The 16,877-nt window shown below is 70.7% G+C and carries 12 protein-coding genes, 2 tRNA genes and 1 pseudogene; 9 read left to right on the top strand and 6 right to left on the bottom strand.

Going from position 1 to position 16,877, the window contains the following annotated elements; translation table 11 throughout:
- Positions 1 to 146 precede the first annotated feature (146 nt).
- The 4 genes from OO67_RS02405 to OO67_RS02390 all read left to right on the top strand — a co-directional run bounded on the left by OO67_RS02405 (position 147) and on the right by OO67_RS02390 (position 3,751).
- A complete protein-coding gene (locus OO67_RS02405) occupies positions 147 to 902 on the top strand; it encodes an LppU/SCO3897 family protein (RefSeq protein WP_033296867.1) in 756 nt (251 codons plus the stop codon).
- Positions 903 to 1,024: 122 nt separating this feature from the next.
- A complete protein-coding gene (locus OO67_RS02400; protein ID WP_033296866.1) occupies positions 1,025 to 1,444 on the top strand; it encodes a hypothetical protein in 420 nt (139 codons plus the stop codon).
- Between the two features lie 74 nt (positions 1,445 to 1,518).
- Positions 1,519 to 2,463 carry an RNA polymerase sigma-70 factor gene (locus OO67_RS02395; RefSeq protein ID WP_033296865.1) on the top strand — a complete coding sequence of 315 codons (945 nt, stop codon included), beginning with the start codon at positions 1,519 to 1,521 and terminating at the stop codon, positions 2,461 to 2,463.
- 91 nt (positions 2,464 to 2,554) lie between these two features.
- Positions 2,555 to 3,751 carry an NAD(P)/FAD-dependent oxidoreductase gene (locus OO67_RS02390; protein ID WP_033296864.1) on the top strand — a complete coding sequence of 399 codons (1,197 nt, stop codon included), beginning with the start codon at positions 2,555 to 2,557 and terminating at the stop codon, positions 3,749 to 3,751.
- Between the two features lie 587 nt (positions 3,752 to 4,338).
- Here the strand turns inward: OO67_RS02390 and OO67_RS02385 are convergent.
- A tRNA-Arg gene (locus OO67_RS02385) sits at positions 4,339 to 4,411 on the bottom strand.
- A 205-nt stretch (positions 4,412 to 4,616) separates the two neighbouring features.
- Positions 4,617 to 4,707, bottom strand: a tRNA-Ser gene (locus tag OO67_RS02380).
- Positions 4,708 to 5,172: 465 nt separating this feature from the next.
- Between OO67_RS02380 and OO67_RS02375 the strand changes: the two genes are divergently transcribed.
- Positions 5,173 to 5,643: an SSI family serine proteinase inhibitor gene (locus tag OO67_RS02375; RefSeq protein ID WP_033296863.1), complete on the top strand. Its 471-nt coding sequence runs from the start codon at positions 5,173 to 5,175 to the stop codon at positions 5,641 to 5,643.
- Positions 5,644 to 5,988: 345 nt separating this feature from the next.
- Entirely contained in the window at positions 5,989 to 10,119 is a 4,131-nt protein-coding gene (locus OO67_RS02370) for a PAS domain-containing protein (protein ID WP_033296862.1), read from the top strand.
- 145 nt (positions 10,120 to 10,264) lie between these two features.
- Here the strand turns inward: OO67_RS02370 and OO67_RS02365 are convergent, their stop codons facing one another.
- The 3 genes from OO67_RS02365 to OO67_RS02355 form a co-directional block, all read right to left on the bottom strand.
- Entirely contained in the window at positions 10,265 to 11,911 is a 1,647-nt protein-coding gene (locus tag OO67_RS02365) for a long-chain fatty acid--CoA ligase (protein WP_033296861.1), read from the bottom strand.
- A gap of 188 nt (positions 11,912 to 12,099) precedes the next feature.
- On the bottom strand, positions 12,100 to 12,654 hold the full coding sequence (locus tag OO67_RS02360; RefSeq protein WP_033296860.1) for a SigE family RNA polymerase sigma factor: 555 nt from the start codon (positions 12,652 to 12,654) through the stop codon (positions 12,100 to 12,102).
- A gap of 215 nt (positions 12,655 to 12,869) precedes the next feature.
- A complete protein-coding gene (locus OO67_RS02355; RefSeq protein ID WP_033296859.1) occupies positions 12,870 to 13,187 on the bottom strand; it encodes a hypothetical protein in 318 nt (105 codons plus the stop codon).
- 252 nt (positions 13,188 to 13,439) lie between these two features.
- Between OO67_RS02355 and OO67_RS02350 the strand changes: the two genes are divergently transcribed.
- The 3 genes from OO67_RS02350 (at position 13,440) to OO67_RS36165 (ending at position 16,200) form a co-directional block, all read left to right on the top strand.
- Positions 13,440 to 14,321 carry a bifunctional DNA primase/polymerase gene (locus OO67_RS02350; RefSeq protein WP_033296858.1) on the top strand — a complete coding sequence of 294 codons (882 nt, stop codon included), beginning with the start codon at positions 13,440 to 13,442 and terminating at the stop codon, positions 14,319 to 14,321.
- 100 nt (positions 14,322 to 14,421) lie between these two features.
- The gene (locus OO67_RS02345) at positions 14,422 to 14,727 is read left to right on the top strand and encodes a hypothetical protein (protein ID WP_051709075.1); all 306 of its coding nucleotides are present in this window, start codon (positions 14,422 to 14,424) and stop codon (positions 14,725 to 14,727) included.
- Positions 14,728 to 15,291: 564 nt separating this feature from the next.
- Positions 15,292 to 16,200 (top strand): restriction endonuclease, encoded by a 909-nt coding sequence (locus tag OO67_RS36165; RefSeq protein WP_078597564.1) that lies wholly within the window; start codon positions 15,292 to 15,294, stop codon positions 16,198 to 16,200.
- A gap of 328 nt (positions 16,201 to 16,528) precedes the next feature.
- Here OO67_RS36165 and OO67_RS36160 read toward each other — a convergent pair.
- Positions 16,529 to 16,864, bottom strand: a pseudogene (locus OO67_RS36160) (IS701 family transposase); the annotation flags it as partial.
- Positions 16,865 to 16,877 lie beyond the last annotated feature (13 nt).

The following is a 16,877-nucleotide window of genomic DNA, read 5'->3' as shown; positions in this document are numbered from 1 at the left end:
TCACACTCCCGCCGTACCCGGCCGACGCCGGCCGCACCGCCGCTTCGGGTCCGGTGCGACCTTAACGGACAGGACTCGGCAAGATTTCTAGAGTAATTTTCTAGAAACATCCTCCAATTGACCCGCCCCCGTCTCACACTGAACCCGTGCCCTCACCGGAGATCCCCCTCTCGCTCACGCCGCGGCAAGCCGCCGACGGCGCCGTCGTCACCGTCCCCCTGCCGAACGGCGCCACCCGGATCAGAGTCCCGCCCGCCGAGGACGGCGACCTCGTCCGGGCGCACGTCGACGGCCACGAGGTGCTCCTGCGCATCCAGGTCACGGGAGGTGGCACGCCGAAGGGCCGCCCGTGGCCGGCGCTGCTGGGGGTCGCCGCCGTGATCGGGTTCGCCGTGTTCCTCGCCACCGGCCTCGAAGGCGACAGCACGCCCGCCGATCCTTCGGCCGGCTCCTCCCCCTACGCCTCGTACACCCAGGACCCGTACGGCGTGGAGACAGAGGAGGCGTACACGGAGGACCCGTACGCAGCGGACCCCAGCACCTCGGAGCCCGACGCGTCCGAGGAAACCGACGCGTCCGAGGAGACCGAAGACACCTACACCGAGGATCCGTACGACACCGCGAGCGAGGCCCCCGATCCGTACGAGTCCGGCACCTGCCTCAACGGGACCCTGCCGGATTCCACGACCGCGCAGGAGGTCAGCGGCGTCGACGAGGTCTCCTGCTCGGCCTCCGACGCCCACTACCAGGTGATCGAGACCATTCCCCTCACATCGGACATGAGCAGGTGTGACGCCAACTCCCGGACCCAGTACGCCTTCTCGTACCGCTACACCCTCAACGGAGCGACCCTCAACGAGTACGTGTACTGCCTGATCGGGCTCGGCTCGTACGCACGCTGACACCCCGCCCATGAACTTCTCGCTGCCGGCCGCGAGAAGCCCGGGTCGTTTCCTGAAGTACTCAGGCACAACCGAGTACGCGTGCTCCGTTCGGCCGCGCAGCGAGCCGTGATGCTTGGGCCATGCGAAGACAACTCCCGAGACCCGCCCGCCAGCTGTGGGCCATCCTGTTGCAGGCCCTGTCGGCGGTCGCCCTGTGGGCTGCCTGGCTGGGCTGGGACCAGCATCGCGATGTGCACCCCGACGGCTCGACGACCGGCCCGTACGAGGCGTGGCAGGTGATAGGGCTGGTACTGACCCTGCTGGCCCCGCTCTACCTGGCGGCGTCACGGCAGGACATCGCGGGCCCCGTTGTCGGCATCACGGCCGGCCTGACCGCGGCCGCCTTCTACGACTGGTCGGACGACTCCAGCGGGCTCTTCGTGATCGGCGTGGGCACGATCATGGTGGGAAGCCTGATCACGACCTCCGTGTGCGCCTTCTTGATCGCTTCCTGGAAACGAGACGGGCGGGAGCGCGGCACGAGGGGTGGCACGGGCTGACACGGCCACGGCCGGGCAGGTCCGTGGCCGCGGACCGAAGGCCTCCGTGTGCCGTGCGGGCTAGGATCCGGGCCATGGCTCTGACCGTGAACGACGTGGACCGGTTCGAGGCCTCCAGGCCACGCCTGCAGGCCATCGCCTACCGCCTCCTCGGGTCGGCGAGCGATGCCGAGGATGCCGTGCAGGACACGTTCCTGCGCTGGCAGGCCGCCGACGTCGACCGCATCGAGGTCCCCGAAGCCTGGCTGACGAAGGTCCTCACCAACCTGTGTCTCAACCAGCTCACCTCGGCCCGCGCCCGGCGCGAGACCTACGTCGGCCAATGGCTGCCCGAGCCGCTGCTCGCCGGTGACCCGATGCTCGGCCCCGCCGACACCGTCGAGCAGCGCGAATCCGTCTCGTACGCGGTTCTCGCCCTCATGGAGCGGCTCTCCCCCAACGAGCGGGCCGTGTACGTGCTGCGGGAGGCCTTCGACTACCCGCACCGGAGGATCGCGGAGATCCTCGACGTCTCCGAGGCCGCCTGCCAGCAGATCTACCACCGCGCCAAGAAGCACGTCGCGGAGGGCAGGGCCCGGACCGAGGTCGGCGAGGCCGCCGCCCGGCGGATCGTCGGCGAGTTCCTCGATGCCGCCACGAGTGGCCGGACCGAGCCGCTCGTGCGGCTGCTCACCGACGACGCCGTCTCGATCGGCGACGGCGGAGGAAAGGTCCCGGCCCGTGCCACGGCGTTCGAGGGCGCCATCGCGGTGGCGAAGTTCATGCGGGGCCTGTTCAAGCCCGGCAAGGCCAAGCGCAACCTCGTGGGAGGCTCCCCCGAGGTCTACGCCGCGACTGCCAACAACACCCCTGCCCTCGTGGTGGTCCTGGACGGCCGGGTCATCGGCGTCATGTGTCTGGAGATCACCGCCGAAGGTATCGCCGCTTTCCGCAGCCAGGTCAACCCGGACAAGCTCGAACGCGCGACCCGGCGATGGGCTGTCTCCGACCACGGGGAGCCCTTGCTCAACGCCTTCTGACCTCAATGTGAGGTGCTTCACACGGAACTCCTGTCAGGAAACGGGTGGCTGCCCGGTTCAGGTGGCGAACCCGCGAGACAGGAGCAGAGAGATGAAGCACCGAATCATCGTCCTGGGAGCCGGATACACCGGAGCCATAGCCGCCGGTCGCCTCGCAAAGCGACTGCGCGCCGAGGACGTCGCCATCACGCTCGTCAACGCCGAGCCCGACTTCGTCGAGCGCGTCCGGATGCACCAGCTGGCGGCCGGCCAGGACCTCGCCCCCCGGCCCTTCAGCAAGATGTTCGCGGGCACCGGCGTCGAAGTGCGGCTCGCGAAGGTCACCGCTGTCGACGTCGGCCGGAGGACCGTCGCCGTCACCGAGGCGAACGGCACCCAGGAGCTGGAGTACGACAGCCTCGTCTACGCCCTCGGCAGCGGCTGGGACGATCAGGGTGTCCCCGGCACGACCGAGCACGCCCACGAGATCGCCGGCCGCGCCGGTGCGCTCCGGTTGCGCGAGCGCCTGGCCGGCCTGGCTGCCGGACAGCATGTGCTCGTCGTCGGCGGCGGCCTCACCGGCCTGGAGGCCGCGACCGAGATCGCCGAGGCCCGACCGGATCTCGACGTCGCCCTCGCCGCCCGCGGCGGGCTCGGTGACTGGCTCTCGCCCAAGGGGCGGGGTCACGTGCGGAAGGTCTTCGCCGGGCTCGGCATCACCGTGCACGAGCACACCACCGTCGCCGGGGTGGAGGCCGACCGCGTCGCCACCTCCGACGGCACGTCCGTGCCGGCCGCGGTCACTGTGTGGACCACCGGTTTCGCGGTCCACCCGATCGCACAGGCCACCGCGCTGGAGGTCACCGACACGGGCCAGATCGTCGTCGACCGGACCATGCGTTCGGTCTCGCACCCCGATGTGTACGCCATCGGCGACGCGGCCATGGTCATGGGGCCCGGCGACAAACCGCTGCGGATGTCATGCGCCACGGGCACTCCCGCCGCTTGGCAGGCCGCCGACGCCATCGCAGCACGCCTCACCGGCACGAAGGTCCCGACCACCCCGCTCCGCTACTTCAACCAGTGCATCTCGCTGGGGCGCAAGGAAGGACTGATCCAGTACGTCACCGCTGACGACCGCGCCGTCCGGGCGGCCCTGACCGGACGGTTCGCCGCCCTCTACAAGGAGCTGGTCTGCAAAGGCGCGGCCTGGGGCGTCGCCAACCCGACGCTCGGGATGCCGACCCGGCGCCGCCCCGTCGTGCGGAAGCACGGCCGGACGGGCTCTGGCGTCAGGGCCTCGGCCTGACCGGCCTGGCCCCCGCGGGCCGTGGGCGAGGACGCGAAGAGGCTCCGCCTCTTCCGGCCCGCAGTGAACCGGACGCCCGCCCCGGCCGCCTGGTCCGCACTCACTTCCGCTCCACGGCGGGCCAGGCAAGGCCGACGACACGAGAGGCCCCGGGTTCCCCCTGGGGCCGCCGGCCCTGCGCACTCGACGCCCGCTGGTGTCAGCTACTCAGCTACTGATGGGTGCCCTGGTCACGCCGAAGACCCTGACGGCTCCGGTGGCCCTGCCTCACCCAGGTCTACCGTGCCGGAGCCCTGCACCACCTGACGGCGACCACGGCCAGACCTACGCCGGCGATGAACGTGACGGCGACGCCGACCATGCCGCCCGAGCCCATCATTCCGATCATGTTTGTCTCCTCAACTGCCTGTCGGCAATAGCCCGCGATACACGACCGTGTTCCGCGTGGAGATCAACATGGCACCCCGCCCCTGCTCGTGGAACCCAAGGCGGAAAACGCTGAGGACCGTCTGAGCTTGGTTCTCCTTCAGCAGACAGGACAACGCGAGAGGCCCTCAGGATTTCTCCTGAGGGCCTCTCGCCTGCTGTGCACTCGGCAGGATTCGAACCTGCAACCTTCTGATCCGTAGTCAGATGCTCTATCCGTTAAGCTACGAGTGCGTGGCCTTGGTGTGATCCTTGGCCTTGCCTCCCGGGTTTTTCTTCCTGGTCGGCGTTGCGGGAACAACATTACATGACCTGCGCCGTGACGCGAAATCCATTAGCCACACCCCACCTGACCTGCGAAAACACTGTTCTGAAGCAGATTTTCGCGGCCAGGTACGACCGAAGCCCCGTGCCAGGGGCACGGGGCTTCGGGATCCTGCGGAGGCGGAGGGATTTGAACCCTCGATGGGCTTTAAGACCCAAACCGCATTAGCAGTGCGGCGCCATAGACCGGACTAGGCGACGCCTCCAGCACACCTCGCGCAAGCGCGAGTGGTGCGTGCAGATGATGACACAGTTGAGCGTGCTGTCACCAATCGCCGCCCACGGTACTAGGCAGGTGGGCAGCTAGGCAAAGCGCCCTGCGGCGGGTGTTCGCGGACAGATGGAGGTTCCTGCGCGCAGGCTTCGCGGCCTGGTGGTTGTTCCTGCCGGCAGGCTTCGCGGCCTGGTGGATGTTCCTGCCGGCAGGTGTTCACGGCCCGGTGGATGTTCCCGCTCGCGGGTTCCCATCGCGCGCCCGGTCGGGTGTTCGGGCGCGGCTCTTCCGGTCGGCCCCCCATGAGTTGCGAAACGTGCGGGCGTGAGCAGCGTTAGAGAGGACGAGGGCTCCGCCCTCCGTCCGTCACCCCCGTGTCCCCGGTACGCGCCCCACCCGTCGTGTCCCGGAGCAGGCCGGCGCGCTCCTGGGCGCGCCAGAACAACAGGAGCCCCGCATGCTGCGCCGTCTCACCCTCACCGCTGTCGCGTCCCTCGCCGCGCTCTCCGCCGCCGCGCCCGCCGCCACGGCCTTCTCCCCCCTGGTGCCCCTGCCTCCCCTCCCCGTGCTGCAGGGGGACTGGCCGACCACGCAGGACACGGGGACGCGGCTCACCGTGACGGTCTCGGAGTCCGGCAATCCGGCGGCCGACGGGGTCTTCGAGCTGGAGTGCGGTCCCGCCGGCGGCAGTCACCCTGCCGCTCAGCGCGCATGCGACCTGCTGGACGAGGCCGCGGCGTCGGGGGACAACCCCTTCGTGGCCACGGACCGCAACGCCATGTGCACCCAGCAGGCCGGCGGACCGGCCTCCGCCCGGGTCCAGGGCACCTGGCAGGGGGAGGACGTCGACGCGCGCTTCAGCCGGGCCAACGGCTGCGAGATCGCTCGCTGGAACAACCTCGTTCCTGTGCTGCCCTCCGCGAGGTAGCCGGTTCGGCGGGGCGTGCGCCGGGGACTTCAGCCGGGCCGAAGGGCGCACACCGGGGCGCGTGCAGGGCTCCCCCAGGCGCCCGGGCGCCGGGTTCCGGGGCCCCTCCGGAAGGCCTCCTGGCACCGACGGGAACGTATCGGCGCACGTCAGAGGGGGCGCTCGCGGTCACGGCACGGACCACCGGCATACACCGTGTGCACAGAACCTTGGTGAGAGCTCCCCCTCATCCGCCGCCCGCCACGCGCTCCCTGCCTTTAGACTCCTCCCGTGACAGCCTGAGGCCCGAGGGGCAGGATGGGGCCCGCTGTCGGCAAGGTGCGGTATTCAGGGAGGAAGCGTCTCGTGAGCAGCAGGCCATCCCGAGGCGCTGCTCGCCTCGCAGCCATACTCGACGCCCTCCCGGACGGGCTCCTGCTCGTCAACTGCAACGGAACGGTCGTCAACGCCAACACCATCGCCCTCGAGATGTTCGAGACCCCGGGCACCGCGCTCGTGGGCCGCGGACTGCTCGATCTGCTTCCGGAGTTCGACTCCAGACTGATCCCGGGGTCGATGCGCAGGCCGGATGCTGCGGACGAGCAGGGCAGGACCAAGCCGACGCGGATGACCGCGCGCCGGACCGACGGCACCGACTACCCCGTCGAGGTCACCAGCGCCTCGCTGGACAGCGGCCAGGCCGGCTACAACGACATCCACTCCAGCTACACCGGTGACGAGCTGCTCATGCTCGTCGTACGGGATCTCTCCGGCACCGTCGACACCGAGGCCGAGCTGGCCCGTTCGCAGCGCCAGACCGAGATGATCCTGCGGGCCGCCTCCGAGGGCGTCGTCGGCACGGACACGGACGGCCGGGTAGTCCTGGTCAACCCCGCCGCAGCCCAGATCCTCGGCTTCCGGGCGAGCGACCTCGGCGGCAAGGAACTCCACCCGCTGATCCTGCACTCGCGCGCGGAGGGCGACCCCTTCCCGTACGAGGACTCGCCGCTCGCCGACACCCTGAGGTCCGGCCGGAAGCACCGGGTACGCGGGCAGGTGCTCTGGTCCAAGAGCGGCGCCCAGGTGCCGGTGGACCTGACGACGGCCCCGGTACGCGACGGGGACCAGCTGGTCGGCGCCGTCATGACGTTCACCGACCGCAGGCCCTACGAGGAACTGACACAGCAGCACACCGAAGAGGTAGCCGGGCTGACCGAACGGCACGCGGCCGAGATCGCCGAGCTCACCGAGAGCCACCGGGCCGAAGTCGCCGCGCTCACCGAACGGCACGCGGCCGAGACCGCCGACCGGACCGAGCGGTACTCCTCCGAGCTGGAGGAACAGGCGGAGCGTCTCACCGGCCTCGGCGCGCGGCACACCCAGCTGACCGCCGTGCTGGGTGAGTCCCTGCGCGGGCCGCTGGAGGAGCTGCGTGGCGAACTCTCCGCCCTGGCAGCCGACCCGGCGGGCCAGCTCTGGCCCGAGGCCAACCAGATCCTCCACCACCTCGCCGCGGGCTACGCGCGCATGACGACGCTCGTCGACAACGTACTGAGCTACCAGCGCCTGGACACAGGGGCCGAGGAGCTAGACAAGCAGACGGTGCTGCTCGACGCCGTGGTGACCGCCGGCATCGACGGCGCGGTCGAGCTGATCGGCCCCGGACGTGCGCAGTTCGCGGTGCACGCGCCCCCGATCGAGGCCGAGGTCGACGCCGGCCGGCTGATCACGGCGCTCGCCCACCTCGTCGCCGACGTGGCCGGCGTCGACTCGACCGGCAAGACCCGTCCGGTGCCGGGCGGCGGCTACGTCGACTCCACGGTCGTCGTCGCCGCGGCGCAGCGCGGTGACGTCGTACGGATCGAGGTGCGCGGACCCTTCGCCGGGGGCGACCCGGTGCATGTGCCGATCGTGCGCGGGATCGTACGCGCGCACGGCGGTGTGCTCCAGACGCACGAGATGCCGGGGATGAGCGGCAGTGCGTACGTCCTGGAGGTGCCGCTCGGCACGGGCGCCGGGACCATCGTGCCCGAGCCCGTCCCGGCGCCTCAGGAAGCCGTCGAGGCCGAGCCGGCGCCGCAGCCCTCGCAGGGCGGACGGCGAAGGGCGCGCAGGGGCTCGACGGACGCGTTCCTGGGCAGCCCCGCCGACCCGGGGGCGGCCGGTCAGGACGCCGGTGACACCGCCGCAGCTGAGCCCACCGGCCGGCGCCGGGCACGCCGCGAACCCACGGTCCCGCAGCAGCTGGAACAGGACATGACCCCGCCTCAGCCGAGCGAGGGCTCCGGTCGCAGGCGCGGCCGGCCCAGCCCCGCCGAGACGGGGACGGACAGCGCGCCGGAGCAGCCCCGGCAGGCACTGGCACTCCCTGCGGCGTCCTCCGCCCCCTCGGAGGGGTCCGTGGTCACGGCGGCCGAGGGTGCGCAGGGAGGCGGGGGACGCCCTCAGCGCGGGCAGACGGTACCGCCCCAGGGTGTGCCCCAGAACGCCCCCGGGCGCCAGGGCGGTGGCCGGCCCGCGCTGCCCGCCCTCGCCTCGTCCGAGGTCCACGGCCGGCAGGAGCAGCCGCAGCCGGACCAGCAGCCCGGAGGGCGACGGGCCCGCCGTGCTCTCGCGGCGGCGCAGGAACGCGCTGCCGCCGCCGAGCCCTCGGGACCTCGTACCGCCTTCGCACTGCCGCCCGCCGCGGCGGACCGGATCCCGCCGATGGCGCCCGGCTCGCCCGTCGTGACACCGCCTTCGGTCGTCGCTCCGGCCTCGCCGGCCCCTGTCCCGGCAGCGCCCCAGCCGGTGCCGGGCCCCTCCGGTACGCAGCCGGTCCCGGGCCCCTCCGGTACTCAGCCGGTGCCGGGCCAGGACGGTCCTCCGGCCGGGCGGCACGACGGCGTACGGCACGACGCCGGGCGGGACGACGCCGGGCGGACCGCACCGGACGCGGACCACACACCGCCGCAGCCGCACCCCGTGCCCTCCGGCCGCCGCAGGGCACGGCCTTCGGAGGCCCCGGAGCCGCAGTCCCGGCCCGGGCACCCCGTCCCGGGCCGGCCCCTGCCCGCCGTCCCTCCGCAGCCCGACTGGGCCGGGACCGGCGTTCCTCCGCAGCCCGACTGGGCCGGGACCGGCGTCCCCGTGCAGGGTCCGGTCGCGCCGGCGCACGAGGACGACGTGGACCCGGCCGGCGACGAGTCCTGGGCGGGCTCGGACGGCACCACGCACACGACGGGCACCGCCACCGCCCCGGCCGGTCCCGCGCCGGAACCCGCGCCCGTTCCCGCGCCGGGGCCGCATCCGGCCGACACCGACGCGCCGGGTCCCGTTCCGGACGCGAGGCGCCAGCCGCTGCCCGCCGAGGCGCCCATGCCGGTGTCGTCGGATTCGACCCAGGGCCGCGCGTTCAGCGTGCGGACGCTGGGGCAGGGCGTGCCCTTCGCCCAGCACCTCGCCCATCAGCAGAACCAGACGCTCGGCGGTGCCGGGCGGCGCCGTAAGCTCGCCGCCCCGCCCGAAGCCGAGCGGGCGGCGCCGCCCACGATGGCTCCCGTGCCGCCGCAGCCCGCTCCTGCCCCCGCTCCGCCGCAGCCCGGCGGCACGCAGGGAAGCACCGTGCAGGGCTCCGGATCCGGTCAGCTGTTGTCCCCGCCCGCGTCCGAGGGACGGGCGTACGCCATAGGGGCACCCGACGAGGGCGCCGAGGGGCCGGAGCCGCTGGACGGCCCCGGCGGCGCCGTCGAGGTGGCCAACCGCCCGCAGCCGCAGCCCGTCGACGACGAACTGCCCCCCGAGCCGCTGGACAACCCGCGTCGGCTGCTCGTCTGGCCGGCCCCGGACGTCTCCACCCAGCAGGCCCTCAGCGACCGCGGATACCGCCCGGTGATCGTCCACTCCCGTGAGGAGGTCGACGCCCAGATCGCCGCGTTCCCCGCCGCGCTGTTCGTCGACCCGCTGACCGGGCCGATCACGCGGACGGCGCTGCAGTCACTGCGTCAGGCGGCGGTGGCGGCGGAGGTCCCGGTGCTGGTGACCGCCGGCCTGGGGCAGGCGACCAGGGAGGCGGCGTACGGCGCCGACCCGGCCGTGCTGCTCAAGGCGCTCGCCCCGCGTGACAGCGAGCAGCACCCGCCGAGGGTCCTGGTGATCGAGGAGCACGAGGAGATCGCGCTGGCGCTGACCGAGACGCTGGAGCGCCGCGGCATGCAGGTCGCCAGGGCGTCGGGCGACAGTGAAGCGGTGGACCTCGCGACCCGGATGCGGCCGAACCTGGTGGTGATGGACCTGATGCAGGTACGCCGCCGGCGTGCCGGGATCATCGACTGGCTCCGCGCGAACGGCGCGCTGAACCACACGCCCCTGGTCGTCTACACCTCGGCCGGCATGGAGGAGGCGGACCTGCCGCGGCTCGCTTCCGGTGAGACCGTGCTCTTCCTCGCGGAGCGTTCGACGAGCGACGAGGTGCAGTCCAGGATCGTGGACCTGCTGGCGAAGATAGGGACGAACTGACGCCGGCAGTAACCCGGCGCGGACGACGAGGGCGGTACGGGTCTTCCCGTGCCGCCCTCGTCGCGTTGCTGGGGCCCGGTCACGTCGTCCGTGCACGATTCCTCGGCGTCCCCTGCCGCGTGGCCCTCCGGGAGGGCCGCCCGGCTCAGAGCTGCGTGATGTCCAGCTCGCCCTCGGCGTACTGCCTGCGGATCACCTTCTTGTCGAACTTGCCCACGCTCGTCTTGGGCACCGCCGGGACGATCGCCCAGCGCTCGGGCAGCTGCCACTTGGCGACGGACTGGGCGAGGAAGGTCCGCAGCGCCGCGTAGTCGGCGGTGGCGCCCTCCTTGAGGACGACGGTCGCTAGGGGGCGCTCGCCCCACTTGTCGTCGGGGACGGCGACGACCGCGGCCTCGGCCACGTCCGGGTGCGCCATGATCGCGTTCTCCAGGTCGACACTGGAGATCCACTCGCCGCCGGACTTGATGACGTCCTTGGCCCGGTCGGTCAGCGTGAGGTAGCCCTCGTCGCTGATCACGCCGACATCGCCCGTCTTCAGCCAGCCGTCCTCGCTGAACTTGTCCTCGGGGCGCAGGCCGTCCCCGTCCGCACCGCCGTAGTACGCACCGGCGATCCAGGGGCCGCGGACCTCCAGTTCACCCGCGGACTTGCCGTCCCACGGCAGGTGTTCCCCACCGGGTCCGGTCAGACGCGCCTCGACACCGGCCGGGAAGCGGCCCTGGGTGACGCGGTACGGCCACTCCTGCTCCTCCGTCAGTCCGGCGGGCGGATTGGACATGGTGCCGAGCGGCGACGTCTCCGTCATGCCCCAGGCGTGGCAGAGGCGCACACCGAGCTTGTCGTACGCCTCCATCAGGGAGGGCGGACAGGCGGCGCCGCCGATGGTGACGTTGGCCATGGAGGAGAGGTCGCGCGGCTTGGCGGTGACCTCGGCCAGCAGCCCCTGCCAGATGGTGGGGACGGCCGCGGCGTGCGACGGGCGCTCCTGCTCGATCATGTCGGCGAGCGGAGCCGGCTGCAGGAAGCGGTCGGGCATGAGCATGTTGACGCCGGTCATGAACGTCGAGTGCGGCAGTCCCCAGGCGTTCACGTGGAACTGGGGCACGACGACCAGCGTCGTGTCCTTGTCGGTCAGCCCCATCGACTCGGCCATGTTGACCTGCATGGAGTGCAGGTAGATGGAGCGGTGGGAGTAGACGACACCCTTGGGGTCGCCAGTGGTCCCGGACGTGTAACACATGGCGGCTGCCTGGCGTTCGTCCAGCTCGGGCCAGGCGTAGGAGGTGGGACGGCCGCCGATCAGCTCCTCGTACTCGTGCACCCGGGGCGCGACACCGTCGAGCGCGGAGCGGTCACCGGGGCCGGACACCACCACGTGCTCGACGGAGGGCAGGTGGGGGAGCAGCGGTGCGAGCAGCGGCAGCAGTGAACCGTTGACGAGGACGACCTTGTCGTCGGCGTGGTTGACGATCCAGACCAGCTGTTCGGCGGGCAGCCGCAGATTGAGCGTGTGCAGCACGGCGCCCATCGAGGGGATCGCCAGATACGCCTCGACGTGCTCGGCGTTGTTCCACATGAGGGTCGCGACGCGCTGGTCGCCGTCGACGCCCAGCTCGTCGCGCAGGGCGTGCGCCAGTTGCGAAGCACGCCTGCCGATGTCGGCGAAAGTGCGCCGGTGCGGCTCCGGCTCGCCGGTCCAGGTCGTCACCTGCGACTTCCCGTGGATGGTCATCCCGTGGTTCAGGATGCGGGTCACAGTCAGCGGTACGTCCTGCATGGTGCTCAGCACGGCGTCCTCCCGGTGGGCGCTACGCGGCAGTAAGGGTGCGCTGATTCTGCTCACATACCAAGCGGTATGTCACTACTTCCGGGAGTACGAATCGGTGTCGGCCGGCAGGAGCGGGCCGCACGGCGGGCTGCACGAAGGGCACGGACCGCCGGCGCCGGGGCCGGGGAATCCACCACGGGGAGCCGAGGTCACCGGACCGGGCTGAGCTCGGGATCGTCGCGGAGCTTGCCCAGCGCCCGCGACACGGCACTCTTGACCGTACCGACGGAGACGCCCAGCACCTCGGCCGTCTGGGCCTCACTGAGGTCCTCGTAGTACCTCAGGACGACCATCGCCCGCTGGCGGTCCGGGAGCTTGAGCACGGCTCGCCACATCGCGTCGTGCAGCGACTGCTGCTCGGCCGGGTCGGGTGCGGGAGCGGCTTCCTTCTCGGGCAGCTCCTCGCAGGCGAACTCGTCGACCTTGCGCTTGCGCCACTGCGAGGTGCGGGTGTTCACGAGGGCGCGGCGGACGTATCCGTCGAGCGCCCGGTGGTCCTCGATCCGCTCCCAGGCCACGTACGTCTTGGTGAGGGCGGTCTGCAGCAGGTCCTCGGCATCGCTCGGGTTCGCGGTGAGGGAACGAGCGGTGCGCAGCAGTACGGGGCCCCGGGCCCGCACGTACGACGAGAACGACGGATAGCGGCGGTGTCCGGCGGAGGCAGCGGCCGCCCTGGAGGCGCCGGTGCAGACTGGCGTGGTCATAGGTCCACGCTAGGAGCGGGCGCGGAGGAGGGGATCGGCCCCAGGTCCCGAAGCCACGTCCGCCTCAGGTTGTAGGGGCCGGGCGGGCCCCACCTCCTGAAGGTGGAGGGCCGGCCCGCCCCCCTCAGGGTCCTCACCCCGGGGAAGCCCCTCCTCCGGCGGGGTGGGGCCGGCCCGCGCGACAGCGGGCCGGCCGCGGCCGCGCGGGCCGTCGCTCAGTTCACCCAGAGCGGCGTGAAGATCACATAGACGTTGTACGTGGACTGGTCGATGTAGGCGAAGGGTGAATCGTTCACCTGGACCGTGTTGCTGACGTTGGAGGCGCCGGCGCCGACGGCCTGCTGCTGCGACGTGGACGAGTTACCGGAGTTGTCCCCGCCGACACCACCGGATCCGACGGTCGCCACTCCCGCGTTCGACCCGTCGCTCGCGAACGAACCGTTGTCGGCCACCGCGACACCCCCGAACAGGGCTGCGGCGAGAGGCAGAGCGGCAACGGCGGCCATGGCGCGAGCGGTACGGATGCTTGCCATCAAATTTCCTCCAGAGACCGGGAACGCGGCTTGATACGGCTGAATCCGAGGCAGTCGGCCGACCGCCTCGACGTTGGTCGCGACGTCGCGGGAGCAGAACTGCCCACCGTGCCCCCGGCGAACCTCCCGGGCCGCGTGATTCCCCCGCACGTATGAGGAACGCCCGGCAAACCTCCCGCACGAGGGAATCGTTCCGCCCCGAGCGCACCCAGCCCTCTTCCCTTTTTCGAACGCTTGTACGAACATAGATCCATGGCCACCACCGCCCGGCAGACCGCCACCCTGGCCCTGGCCCACGCGCTCTCCGCCGCCGAGCGCGGGCTCCCCGTCTTCCCGCTGTCCGCCACCAAACTCCCCGCCCTTCGCTCACCGCACCGGGACGAGGACCCGCCCGTACGGTGCCGGGGCACCTGCGGGCTGCCCGGCCACGGGGTACACGACGCCACCACCGACCCCGCCGCCGTCCGCGCGCTCTTCGCCGCAGCTCCGAGGGCCTCCGGGTACGGCATCGCCTGCGGGCGGCCGCCGCACCGCCTCATCGGTATCGACCTCGACGTCGACACCGCCCACGGCAACGACTCCGTGGCCGCACTCCAGCAGCTGGCCCTCCAGCACCTGTTCACCATCCCTGCCACGGTCACCGTGCTCACGCCCAGCGGTGGCCGTCACCTCTGGCTGACGGGGCCGTCAGGGGTCTCCGTGCCCAACTCCGCCGGCCGCCTCGCCCCCGGCATCGACGTACGCGGCGCGGGCGGCTACCTGGTGGGCCCCGGCTCGGTCACGACCCACGGCAGATACCGGCTCGCCCCCGGCACGGCCCACCTGGCACCGGCCCCCTGCCCCCGCGCACTCCTGCGCCTGCTCACGCCTCCACCACGCCCCCGCCACCCCACCGGGCACACCTCCCCCGCCAGGCAGGGTCAGGGCCTGGTCCAGTTCGTACGCGCCGCGCACGCGGGCCAGCGCAACACCCGGCTGTTCTGGGCGGCCTGCCGCGCTTACGAGCACGGCTTCGGCGACGACCTCGCGGACGCCCTCACCGAGGCGGCGGTCCGCGCGGGCCTCACCGAACAGGAGGCCCGCGCCGCGATCGCCTCGGCCGCCCGCCTGACCGCCCCGCGACAGAACCCCTGATCACGCACGCCCGCGTCGACCGGGTGGCCGGCAGCGAGGAACACTCGGCCTGAGGCCCGGCTCTTCCGTCACGCACCATTCCCCTGACAGGATCAGCTCGATGAACGATTCCGCCTGGCCCGACGAGCCGACCCCTGAGCAGGTCCGCCGGGGATGGGCAGCAACCGTGTCCGCGCTGCCCGCAGGCACCCGCGTCACTGGTCAGGTCGTCGCATGCCCACCCTTCGGAGTCTTCCTCCGCATCGACGATGTGCCCGACGCGCTCGGGCTGGCGGACATCGGCTCGATGCCGGCCGGCGCGAGCCTTCCAGCACTGGGAGCACGGATCAGCGGCGAGGTCGTCTGGCACACCGACCACAACCACCAGGTGAGAATCAGACTCAGCGAGTGGCTGGATCACAGCTGAGCCGGGCGCCTGCGGGCCAGGCTCTCCGCACCGGTCGAGGCAGTACGGAGCGCCGTACGGCAACCACGGCGGTCGCCCCGCCCGGCAGCGCCCCTCCGGGCCGGAAACCGGCCCGTAGAACCGGCGCCGATCGATCCGGACACAACTCACGGATCAGCAGGCGCCCGCGCCCTTCCCTCTCCGTCCGCCCGGGCGCTGACGACACATCAGGGTGACGGGCGGACAGCGTGATGGGAAACGGCCCCCGACCGTTTCCGGTCAGGGGCCGTCACCTGCGGTGGGTGTGGGATTTGAACCCACGGTGACTCGCGCCACGACGGTTTTCAAGACCTTTCGCCGATCCAGCGCAGCGGCAACTCCGCCGCAGGTCAGAGGAGTTCTGACGTCCTCGACGATCTGCAATAGCTGCAGTCGTGCCCCCTACGTGCCCCTGAGCTGTCCGCACGCCTCGCGCCAAGGCCACAAGTGGTTGGTGTCACCAAGCGTCCCCGAGGAGGCAGTCTCACATCCGAGGGGTATGGGTCGATACTCTCTCCCCCAGAGAAGTAGGTCTTCGGTCGGGGGATGTCAGTGCTGGACTTCGCAGAACTACCCAAAGATGGCGAAGGGTTCGAGCTACTCGTTCGCGACATCGCGATGATGCTCGGTTACAAGACAAAATGGTCAGGGAGAGGACCTGATGGTGGACGCGACCTCTTGCTGGAGGAGCCAGGATCAGCTCACCTCGGCGAGAAGGCTCGTAATTGGCTCGTCTCGTGCAAGCACACTGCTCATGCTCACGCAGGCAAGGGTCGATCGGTCGGACTAGAAGACCTGGGAGCGGACGGTGGAATCGCCGACGCAGTGGCCCAACATCAGGCGCAGGCCTTCCTTCTTGCTTGTTCCACTCAGCCATCCAGCGCAGTTGTCACACGCCTTGAGGCAATTGAACGCAACCGGGGTATACCAACCCACATTTGGGATGGCGTCGACCTGGAAAGGGCTCTCGATTCGGCGAAAGGCTGGAGCGTCGCGCAACGCTTCCTACCGAAGAGCGCCGGCGGCTGGCGCATCATCAGTGCCGATAAGTCGAATGAATTCGTCGGGATCACGCGAGGCTACTACATTAGATTCGCAAACCGGGTCGGAAGCCGTCTTTATACTCACGTGATGGACGAATGCCTAGATCTCATCGAGCTCCTGCCCCTCCCAGTAGGAGCTGAACTCAGACCGCGATGCGTTTTCTACGACGATGTCCACACCCGCATCTACTGGCAGCTCGACTACTTGCACGAGCCGAGGGATGCAGTTTCCCCAACATTCATGCGCAGCCTTCAAGATCAACTAGTTGCGACATTTGACCATTCCGAAAATATGGGGGGCGTCGACATCGCCTTCCGGATCACTCCCCGGCGCGCCGATCGTGGGGGCGATTGGTACGATCCCGATAATTACGAGTATTACAAGGGGATCGATCTATATGATCGATTTTAACAATAACTATGTGCTTTTCCCTGGTCACCTCGAAGCTGGTGACCAGCGCCCGAGACGCAGAAGGCGAGCGGCCCCTGACCAGATGCATGGTCAGGGGCCTTTGAATCCGAGCGTGTGGCGTTACTACCGAGGCGCACAGATTCTCGACGTCGAGCCCGAGATCGGGGAGGTCGGAGAGATCCCCGAAGAGCCCGATACAGCGGAGGACGACGACTAGTAGGGCTTGGTCATGTTGGTACCGGGGCTGGCATGTCGCGGTGACAGGTGGGGCAGGCACCGGTCCAGGTCGCGAGGAGTATCTGCAGCTCGCGGACGACTCGGTAGAGGCTCAGGCCGACGCCGTCTCTTTTGGGGATCGACTCAGTCGCTGGAGGGTGCGGAAGGCGTGGGCGACCGAGACGAGGGTGACGTGGTGGTGCCAGCCTGACCAGGTTCGGCCTTCGAAGTGGGCCAGGCCGAGGGCCTGGTCCATCTCGCGGTAGTCGTTCTCGATGCGCCAGCGGAGTTTCGCGGTGCGCACGAGGACGGGCAACGGGGTGGTCTCGGGCAGGTTGGAGAGCCAGAACTGCACGGGCTCGTCCTGGTCGGCTGGCCATTCGGCCAGCAGCCAGCGGACCGAAAGCTCGGCGGTGGCCGTGGCCTGGCGGATCTCACGTCCGGCGGGCCAGAGTTGCCTG

Origin of the sequence: Streptomyces atroolivaceus, from assembly GCF_000717025.1 — a bacterium.
Classification (GTDB): domain Bacteria; phylum Actinomycetota; class Actinomycetes; order Streptomycetales; family Streptomycetaceae; genus Streptomyces; species Streptomyces atroolivaceus.
The sequence above is the reverse complement of the archived record's forward strand: the minus strand, read 5'-3'. Positions and strand labels throughout refer to the sequence as shown.

Coding starts and splice junctions, on each gene's coding strand:
- OO67_RS02400 (WP_033296866.1), top strand. CDS start 1,025: ATGCGAAGACAACTCCCGAGACCCGCCCGCCAGCTGTGGGCCATCCTG.
- OO67_RS02395 (WP_033296865.1), top strand. CDS start 1,519: ATGGCTCTGACCGTGAACGACGTGGACCGGTTCGAGGCCTCCAGGCCA.
- OO67_RS02390 (WP_033296864.1), top strand. CDS start 2,555: ATGAAGCACCGAATCATCGTCCTGGGAGCCGGATACACCGGAGCCATA.
- OO67_RS02375 (WP_033296863.1), top strand. CDS start 5,173: ATGCTGCGCCGTCTCACCCTCACCGCTGTCGCGTCCCTCGCCGCGCTC.
- OO67_RS02360 (WP_033296860.1), bottom strand. CDS start 12,654: ATGACCACGCCAGTCTGCACCGGCGCCTCCAGGGCGGCCGCTGCCTCC.
- OO67_RS02355 (WP_033296859.1), bottom strand. CDS start 13,187: ATGGCAAGCATCCGTACCGCTCGCGCCATGGCCGCCGTTGCCGCTCTG.
- OO67_RS02350 (WP_033296858.1), top strand. CDS start 13,440: ATGGCCACCACCGCCCGGCAGACCGCCACCCTGGCCCTGGCCCACGCG.
- OO67_RS02345 (WP_051709075.1), top strand. CDS start 14,422: ATGAACGATTCCGCCTGGCCCGACGAGCCGACCCCTGAGCAGGTCCGC.
- OO67_RS36165 (WP_078597564.1), top strand. CDS start 15,292: ATGTCAGTGCTGGACTTCGCAGAACTACCCAAAGATGGCGAAGGGTTC.